The 20,266-nt window shown below is 59.9% G+C and carries 19 protein-coding genes and 1 pseudogene; 15 read left to right on the forward strand and 5 right to left on the reverse strand.

What is annotated here, in order from left to right:
• The 15 genes from C6W91_RS15130 (at position 1) to C6W91_RS15200 (ending at position 12,615) form a co-directional block, all read left to right on the forward strand.
• On the forward strand, positions 1-621 hold the full coding sequence (locus C6W91_RS15130; protein WP_370571019.1) for a lytic transglycosylase domain-containing protein: 621 nt from the start codon (positions 1-3) through the stop codon (positions 619-621).
• Complete coding sequence (locus tag C6W91_RS15135; protein WP_009503803.1) at positions 618-911, forward strand: TrbC/VirB2 family protein; 294 nt, start codon at positions 618-620, stop codon at positions 909-911. Before C6W91_RS15130 ends, C6W91_RS15135 begins: the two co-directional genes overlap by 4 nt.
• Entirely contained in the window at positions 904-1,182 is a 279-nt protein-coding gene (locus C6W91_RS15140) for a type IV secretion system protein VirB3 (RefSeq protein WP_054540611.1), read from the forward strand. The genes C6W91_RS15135 and C6W91_RS15140 overlap by 8 nt, the downstream gene beginning before the upstream one ends.
• Complete coding sequence (locus tag C6W91_RS15145; RefSeq protein ID WP_370571020.1) at positions 1,172-3,547, forward strand: type IV secretion system protein B4; 2,376 nt, start codon at positions 1,172-1,174, stop codon at positions 3,545-3,547. The genes C6W91_RS15140 and C6W91_RS15145 overlap by 11 nt, the downstream gene beginning before the upstream one ends.
• Entirely contained in the window at positions 3,544-3,711 is a 168-nt protein-coding gene (locus C6W91_RS15150) for a hypothetical protein (protein ID WP_165481287.1), read from the forward strand. Before C6W91_RS15145 ends, C6W91_RS15150 begins: the two co-directional genes overlap by 4 nt.
• Positions 3,701-4,855, forward strand: a complete 1,155-nt coding sequence (locus C6W91_RS15155) for a lytic transglycosylase domain-containing protein (RefSeq protein WP_370571021.1) — start codon at positions 3,701-3,703, stop codon at positions 4,853-4,855. The genes C6W91_RS15150 and C6W91_RS15155 overlap by 11 nt, the downstream gene beginning before the upstream one ends.
• Complete coding sequence (locus C6W91_RS15160; protein ID WP_370571022.1) at positions 4,855-5,664, forward strand: type IV secretion system protein; 810 nt, start codon at positions 4,855-4,857, stop codon at positions 5,662-5,664. Before C6W91_RS15155 ends, C6W91_RS15160 begins: the two co-directional genes overlap by 1 nt.
• Before the next feature lie 114 nt (positions 5,665-5,778).
• A complete protein-coding gene (locus tag C6W91_RS15165) occupies positions 5,779-6,432 on the forward strand; it encodes a virB8 family protein (RefSeq protein ID WP_370571023.1) in 654 nt (217 codons plus the stop codon).
• A 2-nt stretch (positions 6,433-6,434) separates the two neighbouring features.
• Complete coding sequence (locus C6W91_RS15170; RefSeq protein WP_040701727.1) at positions 6,435-7,130, forward strand: TrbG/VirB9 family P-type conjugative transfer protein; 696 nt, start codon at positions 6,435-6,437, stop codon at positions 7,128-7,130.
• The gene (locus tag C6W91_RS15175) at positions 7,127-8,506 is read left to right on the forward strand and encodes a TrbI/VirB10 family protein (protein ID WP_370571024.1); all 1,380 of its coding nucleotides are present in this window, start codon (positions 7,127-7,129) and stop codon (positions 8,504-8,506) included. The genes C6W91_RS15170 and C6W91_RS15175 overlap by 4 nt, the downstream gene beginning before the upstream one ends.
• Before the next feature lie 4 nt (positions 8,507-8,510).
• On the forward strand, positions 8,511-9,497 hold the full coding sequence (locus C6W91_RS15180; RefSeq protein WP_370571025.1) for an ATPase, T2SS/T4P/T4SS family: 987 nt from the start codon (positions 8,511-8,513) through the stop codon (positions 9,495-9,497).
• Positions 9,494-9,685 (forward strand): DUF4177 domain-containing protein, encoded by a 192-nt coding sequence (locus C6W91_RS15185; protein WP_089963179.1) that lies wholly within the window; start codon positions 9,494-9,496, stop codon positions 9,683-9,685. Before C6W91_RS15180 ends, C6W91_RS15185 begins: the two co-directional genes overlap by 4 nt.
• A gap of 143 nt (positions 9,686-9,828) precedes the next feature.
• A complete protein-coding gene (locus C6W91_RS15190) occupies positions 9,829-10,098 on the forward strand; it encodes a hypothetical protein (protein ID WP_370571026.1) in 270 nt (89 codons plus the stop codon).
• A 12-nt stretch (positions 10,099-10,110) separates the two neighbouring features.
• Positions 10,111-11,187 carry a type IV secretion system protein gene (locus C6W91_RS15195; RefSeq protein WP_108887240.1) on the forward strand — a complete coding sequence of 359 codons (1,077 nt, stop codon included), beginning with the start codon at positions 10,111-10,113 and terminating at the stop codon, positions 11,185-11,187.
• 30 nt (positions 11,188-11,217) lie between these two features.
• Positions 11,218-12,615: a hypothetical protein gene (locus C6W91_RS15200; RefSeq protein WP_370571027.1), complete on the forward strand. Its 1,398-nt coding sequence runs from the start codon at positions 11,218-11,220 to the stop codon at positions 12,613-12,615.
• A 60-nt stretch (positions 12,616-12,675) separates the two neighbouring features.
• Here the strand turns inward: C6W91_RS15200 and C6W91_RS15205 are convergent, their stop codons facing one another.
• From C6W91_RS15205 to C6W91_RS15225, 5 genes and pseudogenes are all read right to left on the reverse strand, one after another.
• Complete coding sequence (locus C6W91_RS15205) at positions 12,676-14,547, reverse strand: UvrD-helicase domain-containing protein (RefSeq protein ID WP_370571028.1); 1,872 nt, start codon at positions 14,545-14,547, stop codon at positions 12,676-12,678.
• On the reverse strand, positions 14,547-16,535 hold the full coding sequence (locus C6W91_RS15210; RefSeq protein WP_370571029.1) for an ATP-dependent endonuclease: 1,989 nt from the start codon (positions 16,533-16,535) through the stop codon (positions 14,547-14,549). Before C6W91_RS15210 ends, C6W91_RS15205 begins: the two co-directional genes overlap by 1 nt.
• A gap of 65 nt (positions 16,536-16,600) precedes the next feature.
• Positions 16,601-18,076, reverse strand: coding sequence for a hypothetical protein (locus tag C6W91_RS15215; protein ID WP_066010375.1), 1,476 nt, complete (start codon positions 18,074-18,076; stop codon positions 16,601-16,603).
• Positions 18,073-19,407: a DUF4365 domain-containing protein gene (locus C6W91_RS15220; protein ID WP_370571030.1), complete on the reverse strand. Its 1,335-nt coding sequence runs from the start codon at positions 19,405-19,407 to the stop codon at positions 18,073-18,075. The genes C6W91_RS15215 and C6W91_RS15220 overlap by 4 nt, the downstream gene beginning before the upstream one ends.
• 192 nt (positions 19,408-19,599) lie before the next feature.
• Positions 19,600-20,199: pseudogene (locus C6W91_RS15225) on the reverse strand (type IV secretory system conjugative DNA transfer family protein); the annotation flags it as partial.
• Between the last annotated feature and the right edge of the window lie 67 nt (positions 20,200-20,266).

Below are 20,266 nucleotides of genomic sequence, written 5' to 3' on the forward strand. Positions count from 1 at the left end.
ATGGTGCTGGTCATGGAGAGCGACGGCTCTCTGACCCCGTCTCGCTCCCAAGACAGCTTTGCCCGCAATTACAATGACGGCATCGGTCAGGGGTCCGCTGCTGATGAGCTGACGATACTCGGTGAAGATGAACGAGCTATTGAACCCGACGCGTTGCGTCTTGCAGCCCTTGCCCGTCCAGCACCCCTACCCCGCGCCGATGTTCTGGCGGCCATCGAGGCCACCGCTCTGCGCTATGCCGGTCATCCCGGGCTGCGGCGCACGGATCTTTCGGTTCGTGATTGGCTGACGCTCTACCGTGCCAATATCGAGGTCGAGAGCGCCTACCGGCAGGATGCGATCTCGAGCGCGGGCGCCATTGGCCTCGGGCAGTTGATGCCAGCAACCGCGCGCGACCTTGGTGTCGACCCGCGCGATCCGCTTCCGAACCTCGACGGCTCCGCCCGCTACCTTGCGATGATGCTGGAGACGTTCGGCGATCCGCGCCTTGCCCTCGCAGCCTACAACGCCGGCCCAGATGCAGTGCGCCAATACGGCGGCATTCCCCCTTACCGAGAAACCCAGAACCACGTGGCCCGTGTCATGGCCGTCGTGGCCCGATTGGAAGGATCAAATTCATGAAACAGATTTCAAACCTCTTTGTCGCCTCGCTGGCGCTATTCCTGCTGATTGCCGAACCCGCCCTCGCCCAGAGCATTGATCTCTCCCCGATCCAGAGCCTGTTACAGGGCATCGTCGATGCGCTGACCGGCCCACTTGGCGTTGTCATCGCGACGCTTGCCGTTCTGGGGGTCTTTCTCAGCTGGTTCTTCAACATCATCGATCTGCGCCAGGCGCTCTGGGTCCTCGTGGGCATCGCCGGTGTTGCCGCCGCCCCCACCATCGTTGCCGCGGTCTTTGCCGGTGGCTGAGCGCGCGCCTCTCTTTCTCGGCCTCGTGCGCCCGCCGAAGCTTCTGGGCCTGCCCATCATGTACGCGATGGTCTGGCTCTTCGGTTCGGTGCTCATGTTCGTCTGGGTCCAGCATATCGCGGTGCTGGGTTTCGCCGCCCTACTCTATCCGGTGCTTTGGAAGGCCGCAGATTGGGACCCGCGTTTCATCGACGTGATGATGACGGCGCTGCAGGAGACACCGCCCACGCGCAACAGGTCAATCCATGGCGGGGACAGCTATGCCCCGTGATGACGCCCGCGATGCTGCGCTCGATGCCCGCACAATGACGCCAGACTGGTATGCGCGCGAGACCCGCCTCGCGCATATGCTGCCCTATGTGAGCCTCGTCGACGACCAGACCGTGCGGACCCGGGTGAACGAACTCTTCCGCTGCATCCGGCTCGAGGGGATCAACAGCTACACGACGGACGATGCCTATCTCGACAAGGTGACGGCGCTTTTTGCCCGCATCGTCGCGCAGCTCGGCCCGGAATTCAGCTATTACGTCCACAAGGTCTCCAAGGCCATCAAACCTGATCTCGACCCCATCCGTGAGGACAGCTTCGCGGGCGAGGTGGACCGGCGCTGGCGCGCGAAACTCGAGACCAGCGGGCTCCGCGACAAAACACTGACGCTCACCGTCATTCACCGCCCGCCTCCGAAAAGCCTCCTGCCGTTCCTGAGCCGCAGCGCGCCGGACCGACTGAAGGAGGAGACCCGCAAACGCCTGCAGCGCCTCGGTGAGGCCGTGAACGTCTTCCTCTCGGGGCTTACCGAGCTCAAGCCGCGCCTGCTGTCAGCAGGATCGGGAGAGTTGGTGGGATTTTTGGGCGCACTGAACACGGGGCAAGAGCTGCCGCTCTACCCGGCCAACACATACGGCTTTTTGTCCTTCAACGTCGCCAATACCCGCGTGACGTTCCACGGAGACCATTTCGAGCTCTCGGAAGGTGTGGTGGGCCATCGCTACGGCAAGAGTTTCACCATCGGGGAATACTCGGAAGGCACCTCCTGCACCATGTTCGACATGCTGAACCTGCCGGTCGACATGATCGTCACGCATTCCTTCACGCCGATCAATTCGAACCTAATGGCAGGCCGCATCAAGCGGCAAAAGCGGCAGATGCAGGCCAGCCAGGACGCGGCCCTCTCGCTCCTGGAAGCCCTCGACATCGCCGCCGATGATCTCGAGGCCAAGCGCCAAAGCTTCGGCGAGCATCACATGGTCGTGACGCTCTTTTGCGACACGCTCGAAGAGCTGCAGACCCTCAGCGCGGAGATCGTGAACGCCGCCGCAACCGAAGGCGTGAAGATGATCGGCGAGCGGGTCGCCGCAAAGGCGCATTACCTCAGCCAGCATCCCGGCAACCAGCCAAAGCGCGTCCGCGCGAGCGCCGTCACCAATCGCAACTTCGCGGATTTCGCGGCCTTCCACCGAACGCAGCTCGGCAAACCTGCAGCACTTACCCCATGGGGCCGGGTCGTCACATATTTGCCCACGCCGGAGCAGAGCGCCTATCGGTTTTCCTATCACGAGCAGGGCAGCCCGGACAAAGAACCGACAAGCGGCCATACCCTGATCATGGGGCGGCCCGGGTCGGGCAAATCGGTGCTGTCGGCCTTCCTGATGACCCAGGCCCGTCGCGCAGGCGCACGGATCTTCGTCTTTGATTACCGTCTTGGTATGGAGATGGCGGTCCGAGCCAATGGCGGGCGCTACGCCTCCCTGAACGCCGGCCAGCCCACGGGCCTCAATCCACTTTGGACGGAGACCGACAACCGCGGCACGGCCTGGCTATCGGATTGGCTCGCCACCCTGCTCCACCGCGCCGACAAGCCCCTGACGCCCGCGCAGACCAACCGCATCCAGGAAGTCGTGCGCCAGAATGCCCAGGCCACCAACCCGGCCCTGCGGAACTGGCGGGATTTCGCATCGCTTTTTGTGTCTACGGATGACGGCGGCGATCTGCACCAGCGCCTGCTCGAGTGGACCGAAGACGGCCGCTACGGCTGGATCTTCGGGCAGAGCCTCGAGGACACGTTCTCGCTCAAAGGCGATGTGGTGGGCTTCGATCTGACCGGCATTCTCGACAGCGAGGCCGACAAGGAACGGATGGCGGTCCTCTCCTATCTTTTCCGCCGGGTCGAGCGCGAGATCGAGGACCGCCGCCCCACCATCATCGTGATCGACGAGGCCTGGAAGGCCCTCGATAATGCGTATTTCGCCGAGCGTCTGTCCAACTGGCTGGTGACCGCACGCAAGCAGAACACCGTCGCGGTGATGATGACGCAATACGCGAGCCAGCTCGAGCGCACCCGGACCGGCAAGACCATCGTCGAGGCGGTGTCGACGCAGATCCTGCTCCCCAATATCCGCGCGCAGCCTGCGGACTACGCCATGCTGAACCTCACGGAAAAGGAGCTCGACGTCCTTCTCAACACGGGCAGCAACAGCCGTTTGGCGCTGATCCGCGACGATCAGGGCTCCATCGTGGTCGATGCCGATCTCAGTGCTCTCGGGCCCAATCTCACGATCCTTGGCGGCATGGAAAAGGGAGAAGCGCTTGTCGGCGCCGATTACCGCGACCGCCCAGATTTTTGGAGGCTTTCATGATCCGTATTTTTATCGCTTTGGCTGCGCTCGGCGCGCTGGCCTCCTGCACCCAGTATCGGGAGCCGCAGGCCAATTGCTTTTCCTTTCTCGTCTCGACGGCAGCGACCGGCCAGGATTGCCACTTCGCACCGCTCGGCGCGCCGGAGGGCGACGTTGAAGTTTAGCCTGCCTCATATCCTCGCGTTTTGCCTGCTGCCCGGTCTCGCCTTGTCTCAAGGCGTGCCGACCAATGACAGTGGGCTGACCGCGCGTGACATCGTCGAGACCGGCGATCGCGAGGCTGACTTGGCCGTTCAGTCGGACAAGCTTGCCGTGCGCGAACTCATTGCCGAGATCGAACGGGAGCAGCTGGAAACCCTGCAACGCATCCTCGATGCCCAGACCAGCTTCGGCGGTCAGGGCTTGCCAGCTATGGTCTCGGGGCTGGAAAGCGGCAGCGGGGATCCGGCCCGGTCAGTCGAGGCGGTCTATGGCACGGGCGAGATCGATCCCAATCCCGGCGGTGCGCAGATGTTCGGGGATACGTCTGAGACCATCGAGCAGCTCATCATCCGCGTGGCTCAGGAGACCAGCGGCTTTGCGGGAGTTGGCCGCGCAGGGCTCTCACCCGTCCAGTGGCGCGCGTTGCTGCAAGCGCTCATCTGGCAGGAAAGCCGGTTTACGATTGGGGCACGGTCTCCCGTCGGCGCCTATGGTCTCACCCAGATCATGCCGGGCACCGCCAGCGATCTCGGCATCAACCCGGAATACTATGACAGCCCCTACCTGCAGGTGCATGGCGGCGCGCGGTATCTGGCGACACAGCTCAACACCTTTGACGGCAATATCATCAACGCCCTCGCGGCCTACAACGCCGGACCCGGTCGCGTGTTCGAATATGGGGGCGTGCCGCCCTTTGCCGAGACCCAGCACTACGTTCAGGTCATCCCCGAACGCTACAATCTCTACCTGGGCCGCATCGGCGGGATCGAAGCGCTTGGCACGATCGATCCGGCGCTTCTGGCCAATGCCAGCCTCTCAATCACGGGTCATGGGGCGGCCTTCTATGGCAACAACTCGCCCGCCTCGATCGGGCAAGCCGCCCTGCGTATTGCGGATATCGTCGAACGGATTTCCGAAACCGAGGACGTGCAGGAGAGCGTCGCACTCAACACCTATGCCCGCGCCGAACTGGTGCGTCTCGTGGCCGCCCGCATCCGGCTTCAGGCAGCCCGCACCCGCGTGCTCTCCGCCGAAGAGCTGGCCCAGGCCAGCGCCCGCATGGCCGAAGGCGCGTTCATGGATTTTACGATCAGGGAGATTGAATGATGAGACGGAAGTTTCTGAGAGCGGCCTTGGCCACAACGCTTGGAATTGGCCTGCATCTGGGAGCCCTCTCCCCTGCCGCAGCGCAGGGCGTGCCCGTCGTCGATACCCAGAACATCGCGCAAAACATCCAGCAGCTCCGGCAGATGATCGAGGACGAGATTCTGCAAAACGAGCAGCTGACGCAGCTCCGCGAACAGCTCGGCCTTCTCACGGACCAACTCGCGGAGCTGCAAAGAACCTACGAGGCCCTCACCCGCCTCGCCGAGCTTCCAGAAATCATCCGGACGGAAATGGAAGACGAGTTGAACGGTCTGCTCGACCAAGAGTTCGGGGACATCCTCGCCACGATTGAGGCGATCAAGACTGGGGATTTCTCCGGCCTGTCCGGTTCTGGCGCAGGCGAGATCGAAACCCAGATGGACCGGGTGCTGGCCGATCTCGGATTTGACGATGACACCCTCTCGAAAATGGCCACGAGCGGCAATCCCGGGGCCAACCGCGTGGCGACGCAGGCCACCACCGGTGCCCTTGTATCGGCGGCGGCCCAGAACAGCTATGAGGATGCCGGCCAATCGCTCGAGCGGGTCGACCGCCTTGTCGGACTCATCGACGACATGGACGAACTAAAGGAAAGCATCGATCTCAACACGCGCGTGACCGCGGAGCTCGCCATTGCGCTGGTCGCCATGTGGCAACTCGAAGCCATCCAGACCGTGGGCGATGGCACCGGCGGCGTGATCGATGCCGCCACCATCGCCGAAGAACAGCGCTTCATGGATTTCACCTTGCCGGACCTCCGGGCAGACTAAGGCGTTTCGAAATTGATCCCCAAAAACAAATATCGGTTTTCGCGTTCGAGCGCAGCGAGAGGCAGCGAAGAACCGCTTCAACTCATTTCGAAACGCCGAGCGGGGGCATGACGGGTGGCGACTGAACAAGAAATCATCGAGGAAGAACTGGTCTACGGTGCCCTGCGCCGCGAACGGCTCTGGCAACGCCTTGGCTTGATGGGCCTTGTCTTCGGTATCATCGGCTGTCTGAGTGCCGCGGCTGTCTCGATCCTCGATGTCGACCCGCCCCCCGTCGTTGTCCCCTATGATCCCGCCACCGGCTTTGCACTCCCCGAAGCCTCGGTGGGCGCCTCCTCGGTGACCGCCAACCAGGCGATCATCGAGGCGGAGGTGTTCCGCTATGTGGCCGACCGGGAGGTCTATAACCAGCTCGACAACGATCTGCGCATCCGCAGCGTCCTGCGCCGCTCGGACGGAGCTGCCGAGAGCGGGCTGCGCCAGATCTGGAACAGCGCCAACGAGAATTACCCGCCGACGGTCTATGGCCCCAATGCTCGGCTCGACGTGGAAATCCTCAGCATCAACCGGATCGGAACCAACCGCGCGACGGTCCGCCTGCGCAAGCGCCTGACATCCATCAATGGCGTCCAGACCGGGCTCTTCACCGCCACGCTTCTCTTCGAGTTCCGCCCGGAGACCCGCCGCTCCATCGATGAGGTCTGGACCAATCCATTCGGCTTCACCGCCCTCGAATATTCCATCCGCTCCGACAGATTGGAGAACTGACGTTGTTGTTTATAAGATCGCTTATTTTTGTCATTGCCCTGTTGCCCGGCCTCGCCTCTGCCGAAGCCATCCCGCGCGGCGGTCCCAACGACAGCCGGGTGCGCTTGGCCACCTACCAGGAGGGTCAGGTCTACCGTCTCAGCGTGTCGCTCACCCATGTGACCACCATCGAGTTCGGCAAGGGCGAAAGCATCCGCTCGATCATCGCGGGCGACACGGAAGGGTTTGAGATCGATGGCGTGCCGGGGGGGCAGGCCTTCGCAATCAAGCCCGTTGCGCGCGGCGTCCATACCAATGTGACCGTCTACACGAACAGGCGCAGCTACTATTTCAACGTCGAAGAGGTCCGAAGCCCGACCTTCTACGTCGTGCAGTTCCGCTATCCAGACGACGCTGCGCGCCCGACCCGGGCCATCGCGGCCCAAGCGCCGAACTACAATTACGGTGCCAGCGCGCGGACCGAGTTCACGCCAACCCGCATCTGGGATGACGGGACGTTCACGTATTTCGCCTTTCCGAGAAACGCACCTGTGCCAGCGATCTTCCGCTACGCGGGCGGCCGTGAACGCACGGTCAACACGCAAACCCCTGAGGACGGCGTGATCCGCGTCAGCGGCGTGAACCGCCAATGGGTCCTGCGACTTGGCGAAGAGGTGGTCTGCATCGAGGCGATCCCGCCCGCGGAGGTGGCCTCATGAGCGATACCGAGAACACCGAGCTGGAAAGGCGCCTCGCCGCCCTGGAGAAAGGCAGTGCCCGCGCCCCCACGGCGGCGCAGCGCCGGTCGCCCCTTCTCGCGCTGATCGTGGTCCTCGTCATCGGCGCGGGTGGTGTCCTGCTTTATCTCCTCTCACAGCCCGACGAAGAGGAAGCCTTGCCGACGGCCACCCCGGACGTCTTCCAAAACGAGGGGGACGGCTTTGGCACCATCGAGACCTTGCCCCCGCCCGAGCCCGAGGTTGTGTTCGTCGGACCAGACCCCGCTGAGCCCAATGCCGAGCTTCTGGCGCAGATCACCGCCCTGCAGGCCCAGATCGAGGAGTTGCGCAACGCCCCTGAACCGGTCGTCGAGGAAGACACCGCCGCCGCAGAGGCGATCGACGCGCTGACCGCCCAGATCGCTGCGCTACAAGCCGCCTCGGAAGCCGCACAGCAACGATTTCAGGACGAACTGACGGCGCGGGATCGCAGCCTTGAGCAACTCCGCATGGATCTGGAACTGGCCCAACTCGAGGCCAGCCGACCGCAACCCGCGCCAGTGGGCCCCACGGAAGATGAGCTGCGCGAACGCGAGCAAGAGCGACTGCGCCGCGAGGAAGAAGCCCGGCGCATGGCCGAGCTGGAGCGCCGGGCCGCGGAGGAACGCGCCTTCCAGGAGCGGCGCATCGCCTCGCCCACCATCGCGTTTGGCGGTGCCTCCGGTGCGAATGAAACGGCTCTGACCGAACGCACTTTTGGCGAGGTGACGGATTTCGTGCTGAACGGGGCGCTGCCCTCGACGGTGACGCAGGCCGAGGTGATCGCCAATCCCTCCAACACCATCATCCAGGGCACCATGATCCAGGCCGTCATGGAAACTGCCCTCGACAGCTCCCTGCCCGGCCAGACCCGTGCCGTGGTGTCCGAGGATGTCTACAGCGTCGATGGCGTGCGCCTCTTGATCCCCCGCGGATCGCGTCTCATCGGGCGCTATCGCGCTGGCGTCGATATCGCGCAGCGCCGCGTCACGATCGCCTGGGACCGGATCATCCTGCCCGCGGGCCAGACCGTCCAGATCAGCTCCTTCGGAGGTGATGAACTGGGCCGTTCTGGCGTCACCGGATTCGTGGACACGCGCTTTGCCGAGCGTTTCGGGTCCGCAGCCCTGATCTCGCTGATTTCCGCCGCACCAAGTGCCGCCGCATCCGAGGTCCAGGATGAGACTGCCGCCGACGTTCTCGAAGACGTGGGCGATGATCTGGCAGATGCGACGGACAGCGTCATCGGCGACTATCTCTCAATCGGCCCCGTCATCTATGTCGACCAGGGCGCCCGCGTCACGGTCATGGTCGACCGCGATCTGGAGATATTCTGAGCCCATGTCGCTGAGCTATCTCGAAACCTCGCTCGACCGGATCGACGCCGCCGCTCGCGACGATGTCATCGAGATCTGCATCAACCCCGACGGGACCTGTTGGGGTGAGTTCCAGGGCGACCATTTCATGCGGAAGCTGGATCAGACGCTGACCGCAACCGAAGTGAAGGACCTCGGCAACCAGATCGCTTCCTCCGCCAACACTACGATGAGCAAGGACCGCCCCATCGTCTCCGTCTCGATCACCTACAAGGGCCGCCCGATCCGGGCGCAGGTCATCACCCCGCCAGCCGTGCTCTCAGCCATGTCGATCAGCCTTCGGTTCTTCTCAAGCCTGCCGCTCGACGGGATCACCCTCGATTTCCTCTATGGCAAGGAACGCAAACTGGAAGAACTTCGCCACGAGAAAACCCGCGAACTGCGCGAAGTGGTGGCCGCGGGCGCCATCGATGATGCACTTGCCTTCTGTGTCGACAACAAGCTCAACATGATCGTCTCGGGCGGCACGTCCACCGGCAAGACCGTCGCCGCGCGCAAGATCCTCTCGCACGTGCCAACAGAAGAACGCATCGTCACCATTGAGGAAGCGGCCGAGCTTCTGCCGACCCAGCCCAATGCCGTGACCCTCATCGCCAACCGCGACGCGGAATTCCAAACCGCCGATGTGCTTCTGACCGCGACGCTGCGCATGCGCCCGGACCGCATCATCCTCGGCGAAGTGCGCGGCAAGGAGGCCATGACCTTCCTCGAGGCGATAAACACCGGTCATGGCGGGTCAATGACCACGCTGCACGCCGAAACCCCGCAACTTGCCGTGCAGCGCCTCGCAATCGCGGCGCTCAAGACCGAGATCCCAATGACCTATGCTGACATGATCCAGTACATCGAGAACTCCATCGATGTGATCATCCAAGCCGGTCGGAATGACGGCAAACGCGGCATCACCGAATTCTACCTCCCCGGCGCCAATGAGATCGGAGCTTCCCAATGAAGACCTTTGAATATGATATCCTCAGCTTTCCCATGACTCGTAAGACCAGCCTCGCTGACATGCAGGCCAGCCTTAATGCCAAAGGGGCAGAAGGTTGGGAGGTGGTGTCGATCAGCTCTTCGGAATTCGCCAACGTGGGACACACTGTCTTCCTGAAGCGGGAAACGACAGCTGGCGGCGCGGTCTGATGATACGTTGCGGGATCGATATCACTTTCGTCACTCTTGCTCTGGTACTGGCGGCGTCATCCTCCTTGGCCGAGCGCAACCTGGTCCCGAGCCTTGAGCGCAGTTTTGATGTTTGCCCGGACAGACCGCTGGAGTCCGAATGGATGCAAAACATACCATTGCGCCAAGCCTATCAGCGGGTTCTGGTTCAGGACATCTACCGCGCCCAAAACCTCGAGCGCATCGTCGAGACTGGCAACTGCGATTGTGAAATCCGGTTCCCCTCTTGGGACGCTGCCGAGGCGGTGTTTCGGGAAAGGTACGCGAGTGACGAACGATGGGAGATGCTGCAAGCCTCGGACGCCTACAACCGCCGCGCAAACGCTGCCCGCCCTGCCGCCAAGGCCATCTGCGAAGCCGCGGGCAATTGGTAAGGCAGCCCCGTCATGAGCGTCGTCACCTATTTCGTTGAAACCTCCCAGGGCTATCTCGACACCGCCGCAGAAACCCAGTTCGGGTCCGTCGCGGCGACAGTCGGCACGCTTCTGGTGCTGGGAACAACTCTGGTGGTGATCCTCGTCTTCCTGAACATGATCTACCAGTACAAGGCGATGGACGGGCGCATGGCCTTCTGGCTCGCGGTCAAGATCGGGCTCATCGGGATATTCGCGACCAACTGGGTGCAGTTCAACGCCCTCTCCTCCGCCATCCTGGCCGGCATCGACAGCATTGCGGGGGCGCTTGTCGCCTCGGTCGGTGGCGGAACCCCGGGTCCCTCTGGCACCTTTGCAGAAGAATTCGATCGGCTGATCGCGGAACTAGGGGACTATCTCAACGCCGCCGGGTCCGAGCTGAACTGGATGGCAGGGGCCATGCTCGACATTGTCGGGGTCCTCTTGCTCTCGATCCTCGGCGGGCTGGCCGCCTTCATCCTCGTGGCCTCCCGCCTGATGATCGCACTTCTGATCGGGATCGCACCGGTGATGATTTTTCTGACCCTCTTCGAGGTCACCAAGGACTATTTCGCGCGCTGGCTGTCGGCACTGGTTTCCTTCGCGCTCTACCCCATCGTCGTGGCCGGCGTGTTCGCGACAATCACGGGTGTCTCCTCCGCACTCATCGGCGAGCTTGGCGACCCGGAAGGGGCCTCAAACATCGGCGCGCTCATCCCCTTCTTCATGATGGTCCTCATGGCGAAGGGCTTCATTATCGCCACGCCGTTCATCGTTCGCGCGATCTCCGGAAACATCATGATGCCCGCCCTCTCAGGTGGTCTCGGCGGCGGTTACAGCTTCGCCCGCGCCGCCATGGGCAGCCAGCAAGCCTACAACCGCTACTTAATCGGTGGCGCAAGTGGTGCGGAATTTGCCGCCCTTAGAGCGCGGCAGTTCTTTGGTGTGCAGCAGATGCCAGTGCGGCAAGGCATGGGACAGACAGGTCAGGCAAGCGGCACAGGGTCACCGGGGGCCGGATCCCAGATGCTGGCGCAACTTGCACGTCTGGGAAGGCTCGGGCGGAGGTGATGAAGCTTTGTTTTGCAAGGCTACCGAGCCATGGATGAACGCAGGCCCCATAAACATTCACCAGTAAAAACGGTACCACTAGAGCGGGTTCAAGCAGTCCTGCGCTCAGCAGTGAATGGAAGATCTGTCGGGCTTGAAGAGGCAATACGTGTTCTGGACTGCGATGCGCATCATGCCAACCGCGTCTTGCGCCAGATGGCCGAGGCTGGGTACTTGGAGCCTGCCGACATACTTGAAGGCTTGTTTTGCTGGCAGCTAACCCCAAACGGAACTCGCCTGGCACTGGAACCCAAGCGAAAGCGTATCGGGCGCGATAAGGTTCAGACCATCATTTCTGAACTGCTTGCTCGGGCCAAGGTCATCAACAGCGATCCGAACCGCCTGCAACGTATCACATTGAAGCTGTTCGGCAGCGCGCTCGAGGAGCTTGACGACTATGGGGACGTAGATGTTTCGATTGCGTACATGCGGCGCCAGCTAAGCGATATCGAACGAGAGCGCATCGAAAACACACTGAAAGCCCGTGAAAGCAAGTCAGACCGCCAATCCTTTCACGGACGGCTCATGGGGGCGGAACGTCAGGATACGCGCGAGATCATGGCGTTCCTCAAAAAAGGTCTGCCACATCTTTCGCTCATGAATGATGATCCTATGGACCTCGGGACACCGTACCGCTGGCTGGTCGACCACGACTTGAAAACGGACAGACCAGTTGATGTTTCTGACGATATCGTTCGACCCAACGGGCCTTCGATCCTCGACCAATACCCGAGGAAACCGATACCGCCCATCACACTGCTTGAAGCACGACACAGAACCATTTCCGCGGATACCAAAGTTGCGATTCATGACTTACACATAGGTTTGGAGGACGCAGCCACGCTCGAGGAACAAATGTGGTCTCCGAAGGTCACGCGCGAAGGCGCTTTCATTGCCAATGACATCAGAAGTCAGAAGCGGGTCAAATTCGCCGGGTTTCAGCACCTATGTCCGATCTGGAAGAAAGACCTCGGCGGCGTAGCGATGCTGAAGGAAGCCCTCGACTGGTGCGATGAACATAAGGTTTGGGTCAGAGACCTATATCCGGGAGTTTCAATCCAACGGTCCGGCCGGACACATATCATACGCCTCGGGTGGGGCCATGACCTGATCTATTTCAATGTCGGCGGTAAATCGACAACTGGGAGCCTGCTGCCCAGAAATAGAACACGCGTTTCCAAAATTGACTTGGCCGGAGCCTATGCGGTCGGAAGGGCACTTTCGAAGATGTATGATGAAAGCAGGTCCGCGAAAATGCCATGGTTCAGCGCTGACATTTTGCTTCCGTTAGTCGAGCTAGACAGGCTTCCAGATTTCCCTCGGCTGCATAAAACGGGCGCGTTTAGAGAAGGTGCATTTCAAGGTCTGCGGGAGATCACCTTCTTCTGAGCCGGGATCATACCCCCGTGTGCACCAACGGGCCACTAAGCGTGGTTGAAACTAAACTTGCTATTCATCTCCAACCGCAAGGTGCAGGAGCCCGTCGACCCGCTCCAGACCGGCCGGCAGCAACATGTTTTCAAGCCATCCGATCGCTTGTCCGCGCTCACTGCAATAAGCGAAGAAGGCCCTTTGCATGGCACGCGTGAAGGCGACAAAGAAGGAATTCAGCTCTTCATCCCGTCCGGGTGAAAGGCTCCACCAAGTCTGTGCATCGAGACCGAAGAAGATCATTGTGTGAAACTCAAGACCCTTGCTTTTGTGGATCGTCATAAGTGGCACCTGGCCTATGCCTTCGAAGCGATCGAGAGCGTCTGACCAAGCGTCCACAGCTTCGGCGCATTCGCAAAACAGCGTGATGAACCCTGTCCGTACCCGTTCGAAGTCCGCGTCCCGTCTATAGGCGGGAAAAGCCTGGCGCAGCCGATCGGCACCGACAAATTCAAGGGCGATCTGAAACACATTTGCCGCGCTCTCGCCATTCTGTTCGTTATCGCGCATAGCCGCACGCAAAGTGGAGGAGAATTCTTCAATACTTCGCTGCAGCCGCTCCTGGGCTCGTTCATCGCCAGTATCGACGGCGAATAGCGCTTGCAGCTGTTCTTGAGTGGCGTTCCAGGCACCCGGGCTACGTTCACCAGTACCGAGCCTCAAGAGCGGTATAAAGATACCTGTCAGTTCTTCGGCAAGTAGTTCCTGAATCGCAATTCCACCAACACTACGCGCCAAGTTTCTGATCTTCAGGCCTTGCGCTGCAAATACGTCCGTCAGTTCGGCTTCAACATCGTCGGCGCGCATACGCACGAGAATGGCGCAATCATGCGGCTCCAGAATTCCGTGCTCAATTTCTCTATCGATCCAAGCCGCGATTTGCTGTGCTTCCTGCTCGCGTGTATCGAAACGCCAAAGCGCAGCGACCTGACCGTCGACGGCGCGCTGCCCCCTGGCTTCAACGTCTTCTACGTTTGGATCGATGCGCTCCGCAATCACCTGTTGAATGGCGACCAGATCCGCATGAGACCGCCAGTTAAAGCGTAGCGCTCCGTTCACTGCATTGAAGTCAGAAGCAAATTCCTGAAAGGCGTTGTCCATCGCCCCGGCCCAGCCCATAATGCGTTGCTTGTCGTCGCCGACGGCTGTGAAAACGGCATCACTGCCATGAAAAGCACTCTTCACCAGATCATATTGTGCATATGTCGTATCTTGGAATTCATCGAGGAAAACGAAGGGATAGGTGAGCTGCAGGGCACGCCGTATCGCGGGGTTCTCGCGCAGCAAATAATCGACAAGTCTGTTAATCATGGCAAACGAGAGCAACGTACCGGTTGGACGCTCCAATTGCTCCTGCCAATAAGTATGAAGTAGCTCGCGCCAAGCCGGTGGTATTCCCTCCGCATCGAACGGAAGCGGCGCGCGTGCGATCGCCTTTTCGAATTTTTGCCAGCCGATGTCACGCCGACCGCTCCGGGTGAGGAAGTCCTCCAAATCATCGCGCCGCGGAAACCCAATTTCATAGTTGCGGGGCGGCCCAAAGGGTTGAGGGATCGCGGCCCGAAAGCGGTCTAACATATTTTTGGTGAACGCATCGAAGGTAAGCGAGTGAAAACGGCGCGCCTGATCGGGCGGACAACGCTTGCCTACGCGCGCCTTGAGCGTCTGTGCAGCATCCCTTTTAAAGCTGATGGCCAGGATGCATTTGGGCGGCAGACAGATGCCAGTTTGCAGGAGGTATGCTGCTTTTTGCGCTAGGAATTCTGTCTTGCCCGCGCCTGCGCCGGCGGTAACGCATACGCTTCGGTCCGTTTCGCGCAGCGCTTGCCACGCGCCCGGCTCGAGATCGTCGACGCCCTGAGGCCTCCAATCATCGGGAAGCACCAACATCAATCTGCGCCGTTCTCGAGACCGAGCTTCATTTTGACATGTTGAACCAGCGCGCACAGTTCAGGCGGAGCGTTTGCGGCAAGATCTGCCTTCGGAATGCGATTAATCGCGGCCAGATGCGTTTCAGGCTTGCTTCGGCTCAAGAACAGGTATGGATACCAGATAAAGCAATCATCCCACTCAGGATCGTAGAGACCAGCGTTCCCGCCCTTTTTGAGAGTGGCGGCTTTCTTGCGCTCCAAGGCCTCTTCACTGTCGTCAGGACCGTGCGCGCCCGGATCGAGCTCCTTATAGGCGTCTGGAAATGCCGCGAGCATCGCGAAGTCCAGATCGAGTGGATCGGAGAAAAAAACACCTTCGTCTTTCAGCGCCTGCATCCAGTTGTTTTCGGCAAATCCATCAGTCATCTCTTCGTCGGACAGGGCAGGAAGGTTGGCGAGCTCGACTACTTCCATCATCACATCCAAGTTGTTGCTGAGATCGTTTCCAATTTCGGCGAGCGATCCGACGGTCGTTCTTATCGTGTTCGCACCGCCATGTGAGCGCCCCAGGTCGAGATCAATCAGCGTTGCATGCGGTATCTTCAGCGCGTCAAGAAGCCGCCAAAAGTGATCGACATGGCGACCGCCGAGCGGCACAACAGGCACGAAAGAAGGATCAAGAGGGACGCCCATCGCCTCCGCGAGCAGAGGCAACACAATTCGTTCGGAGTCCCCCTCGCCGAGGATGACGAACCGCGCGAAGTAGAGCTCCGGATACGCCCGCACGGCGAGCCGGACATACTTACCCGCCTCGGTCGCATCGTCAGGTAGCGTCAAAGATTTCACCGATGAGGCCCTGCTGGTCGTATCGAGCCGGAAGTAGCGCACCTCGTCCGGCTTGATACGGCTCAAAATGCTAGCGCTGTGGCTAGAGATCAGTACTTGCGCCGAGCTGAGCGCTCCGATGTCGCGCGCTTGGTTCATAATGCGAGAGAGGAAGAACGGCGACAGGCTGTTTTCCGGTTCTTCGATGGCCAGAATCGTAAGATGAGCACGCCGCAGCTTTTCCTGATCGAACGGGCTATCGGCAGCGGCCAGTCGCAGAGCATCTTTTTCGGTTTCAAGCGTCGCCGCAGTTAGAGCTATATGAAACAGAGAGCGTTGACCGTCGCTTAGGTCGACAAGCGCCCGCTCGCGACCGGCCTCATCGGGATGGAATGCAAATTCGACTCGCCTGACCAGTTCCTCGAGCCGACTTTCCACAAGTCTGAGCACTGGCGTCGTCTCTGTGTCGGCTTCGTGGACCTGCCGCCAGCGCTTCGTAAGCCGCTCGACGATGAATTCTGCGGGTGCTTCGCGCTCAAAACGCTTCTGGATGAGCTTGGCTCCGCGCTCGGTCGTCTTGGACAGGCGATCCGACCATTTCGCAGCCCGCCACAAACGCCCCTTAAGCAAATCAGTGACACGATCCGCCGGATTACGGGTCGCCGGCACATAAACAAGTTGGATGGTGCCACGATCAACGGCGGCGACCCTTTGGCACTCATCCCAATCGTAGTCATCACCGAGCGTACCAATCCAGCGAACGTCCTCTTCCACCGTACCATCGGGCGTTCCGTCATCCGTCCAGACTGCCTGCAGGCGCATGCGCGCTTTAAGCGGTTCTCCAGGGCCGTTTGCTGCCATATGGTTGAAAAAATCCGGCACGGCGTCGGCCGCCGCCGCCTCGTCAAGACCGTCTAATTCTGGGAAGGACAGGATACACTCGATCGACAACGTCGCTCCAGGATCGAGCTCGGTTTGGTCAGGCCTAAGATGAAAATCGCGTGTCTGGATCTGTCTTTCTGCACTTGAGACACCAAAAAGCCGTGCTAACGCCTGAAGCGCCGCCGTTTTTCCGGCTCCGTTTCCGCCAACCAATGCCGTAACCCCGTTCTCAAACCTGAGAGTTTCAGCCTCTGCGCCGAAGCATCGGAAGTTCCGTATAAAAAGTGTGTCAATCTTCATCCGAATTCCCTAGCGTTCTATTTTTTCAAATCGGTTTCTGCAAATTCCCGAAGGCCCAAGAGGCTCTAAATGTACTTCCGATAGTCACTGCTGACCTTTTGCCCCGAGGGAACGTATTTCAATACGTCACCAACCTTACGGGCTGCTCGGATCGGAATCGGCAAGCGTTGGTTCATCTGGGTCGAGTTCCAGTTCACCTTCGTGAGGCTGAAAACTTCCTTCGCAATCTGTTCGATTGTGCTCTCGCTTTGCGGGTGTGGACAGAGCAACAGGGGGTTCGGGACATAGAGGCCAGGATAGGTCCCATAGTAGGGAATGCTGCCGTTGGTATAGAGCAGCCCATTGCCGTCCAGTTCAACGAAGGTGCCGCGGAGGACAGGGAAGTCGCCGTCGCGCAGCACCTTGACTGAATAGCTCTCATGAATCCAAACGAGATCGCGCAGTTCCACACCTGCCTCGTCGAGCGCCTTGCCAACACCCTCGGCCTCGTCCTCGCGAAAGCGCGACGTCTTCATGACGATCACGCGTGCCGGCATCGTTCTATGGACCGATTTGTAGGCGGCCAAGGCGCTCTCGGTAAGCTTGTGAGCCTCATCGATAGTGAGGAACGGGTGGCGACCCCGCGACTCTGACTGTGCAGGACCGCCTCTAAGAATGAACCCTCTGCCCCGCTCGTCGAACATTTGCGCAGCACTGGTCCATATCTCGTCGGTTTCGGCATCCTTGAAAAAGCTGATGCCAATGTAACAGGCGGTGAACTCGCCTTCTTCCGGCAATCTGCGCCAGGGCACCTTGCCGCTGCCCTTATAGTAGAGCGTCGTCATAAGGTTCCATGCGAGGTCAGCTCGGTCTTGGGTTTGGCGGTCAGAGTTCTCCTTGATTTTGCGAGGGATCTTGGCATCGGGGTTGATGACATCCTCCCAAACAATCTGAATTGAGAATCTGAGGTCCATCGCTCTGGCCTTGAGCAAGCCACGGAAGTTCGGAGAGGTTTCTCTGCCAGCTTTCGCGTCGGCCGCTTCGTCCTCTATAACTTCGTCATCGCGCGCCCGCTCGTTTCTCCAGACCCGTTCGATCAACTTGACAGGGAGAGAAACCATGACCACGTCCGGCCGTTCATGATGCGCCTCCAGCTTTTCCAGTTGCGCCATAACTGCGTCGACGGCCATCTCCACAGCACGCGCATCGCTCGGTTCCTTAGCAATCTTCTCGATCTGACCTTTGGTCAGTACTCCATCTTCGGCAGCCACCATTTCAAACCGGCACCGATAGGGGTTCTGGTTTCTCAACCCGGGGAAATCCGGGTGCAGGTTCGGGTGCTTTTCGGTCTTACCCTCGAACCCATCTTCGATCGCATTCAGAAACTCGCCTGATTTTTCGACGGTCAGAGCGCTGCCAACAACGCCGACTTTGATCGTGTCCCCCAGGTTCGTTTGCAACGGGCCCGCCTGTAGCAACCCCAATCGTGGATCAGGATGATGGTGTTGGTCACCAAATTCCAGTTCAGGCTCCGGGAAGATCTTTGTCTTGAAGTCGCTCATAGGTCGAAGCTGCCTTGTTCATTCGAGCCGGACGGCTTCCTCGACTTTTGCGCCTTCGCGCCCCACACGTCCTCGGGCACACTCTTCGGCAGTTCGATGGAAGGCGGGTCACCAAACTTGATGATACGATCCGTCTTGGTGTCGGGTGCCAGCAGTTCGCCGGCATCTTCAAATTCCAGACCTGACAGCAATCGATGCCACATGATCACCTGGCCTCGAACGGTGCTGTTTGTGTCGAGGCGCTTCTTCCCGGACAACAAGGCATCCGGATAGTTGAGCGCGCGCGCTCCATCCGAAGTGAAGTAGTAGGATGGGTTGATGATCAGGTACCATTGGTCCGCCAAGCGCTCGAACCGGGGATGGAATGAATGGTGCCGCACATAGTCGATGGGCCCCTCCCCCTTCGACTTCTGATAGACGCTGACAACGTCGGCCTGTGTCTTCTGCTTCGCACCAAGATAGCGAAACTTGCGCGCGACGCCTCCAGGTGTCGGCAAGAAGTAGAACTGCTTTTTCTTTCGGTCCCATCCAAGCAAATCCCGAAAGTCATGCGCCAGAGTATGTCGCAACAGGCCCGCAAATTTGTGCTGCTGATCTACGGCGTCGTGTTGTGCCAGAAAGTCGGTTTCGATCCGTTCGACCTGATCCCGCTCAACTAGGTCGCGAACGGGTGTGGTTAGCGGGTCGCAGAATGTCCAAAGCGAGGTTTCATCGATCATCCAATCGTACCGTTGGCCTTCCCGGACCTTATTCATCCGGGCGAGCGCCTTCTGGGTGGAGAGCTGTGTCTGTGCGACGAAGATTTCCCCAGGAAGCTGCAATGGCACCATGTTGATGATCGCGTCCTCCCCTCCCCCGAGTGGCGGGACGTAGTAACCGTGTCCTTGCTTGGCGACGGTCAGGGCAGCGAGGCGATCCTTCGCACGTCCGTCCAAGACGTCGCGCTCCTTGTCGAACTGCAATGTGCGTTCGGCCTCGCCAACGAGGTTTTCGAGCGACTTCCAGAAGAATGTGTCATCTAATTGCCTGTAGAGAACTAGGATGACGGGTAGGTTGGAGCCACGCCAATAGTCGAAATCTGAAGCGCGGACACGATAGGTGAAACCGGCGTTCGTCTCGCCGACATAGCTGCCACGCTCAGTAGCCTTGACCTGAACGGCAATCATCTTCGCAGTCGGCTGATCATCGTCCATCACCTCAGCGATGCCGTCTATCCCTGCTTCCAACCGCGAACGCCCATCGAATTGGAACCCAATTCGCAAGAATTGAAGATTAGCCGCCTTCTCCCCGATTTCGCCAATTCGCTGGCTGGTTGTAACTTTCTTATTCACATCTCGATTCCCGAAAACAGGCTTTTCCAGATGTAACACTTTATCTGGAGTAACATAAGGGAGGAGCAACAAGATATGGAGGTTACCCTTGCAAAGGGTCAAACCTGATAGAGAGCGAAATCTCAGACTTCTAGAACGCGGCTGGTGACCACCTCTTACTGCATCAACTTCTGGATGCGACAACCCATCAAGTTAGAGCCCCTGTGTTAGGGCTGTCTCCAACTCGCCCAAATCATGTACGGCCGTTCGTACCTGCTCGACATCCGCATCTTTCACCGAACCAAGAGCAGCCACTTCCCCCCCAAAATCCATTTCAATCTGTCGCTGTTCCTTGGCGATAACGGCTTGAACGACCGGCGAAGTTTTCTTTGGAGCGACATCAGTTTTCCCTGACGATTGGCCATCAGCAGCCTGGCGTTCGGCCTCAACGTCGGCCTCGGATCCGCCAGACCCGTCCAGTGGCGGTGTCATCGGCATGGCGCGCATGCTCAGCGGCAGCGTGCCTTGCGGCCCCCCTCCCCCCGGCTCTGGAAATGGCAACTCGCCTGTCTGCGCCGCATGGATGGCCTTGAACAGGCGGTCGTCGAAATACTGGATCCGTTTTGCCCGGACCGGCATTTGCGCATCGATCACCATGACGATCTCGTCGAGTGGCAGGCGGCGCGCCTCGTCTTCGGGGAGCAGAGAGCTCTCTTCGGTCCGTGTAGATTGGCTTCGGCCCTCGAAGGGGTTTTTGCCGATGGATTGCGACCGCGTGACCACGGTCTTCGTGGTCTTGCCGACCGCCTTGCTCCCCCCTCAGTCAGGATAGTTGTCGCCTCTGTTTCAGTGATAAATTGAACCTGACGAGGCGGGCGGA

Source organism: Phaeobacter sp. SYSU ZJ3003 (genome assembly GCF_041300735.1).
Taxonomy (GTDB): Bacteria; Pseudomonadota; Alphaproteobacteria; order Rhodobacterales; family Rhodobacteraceae; genus Phycobacter; species Phycobacter gallaeciensis_A.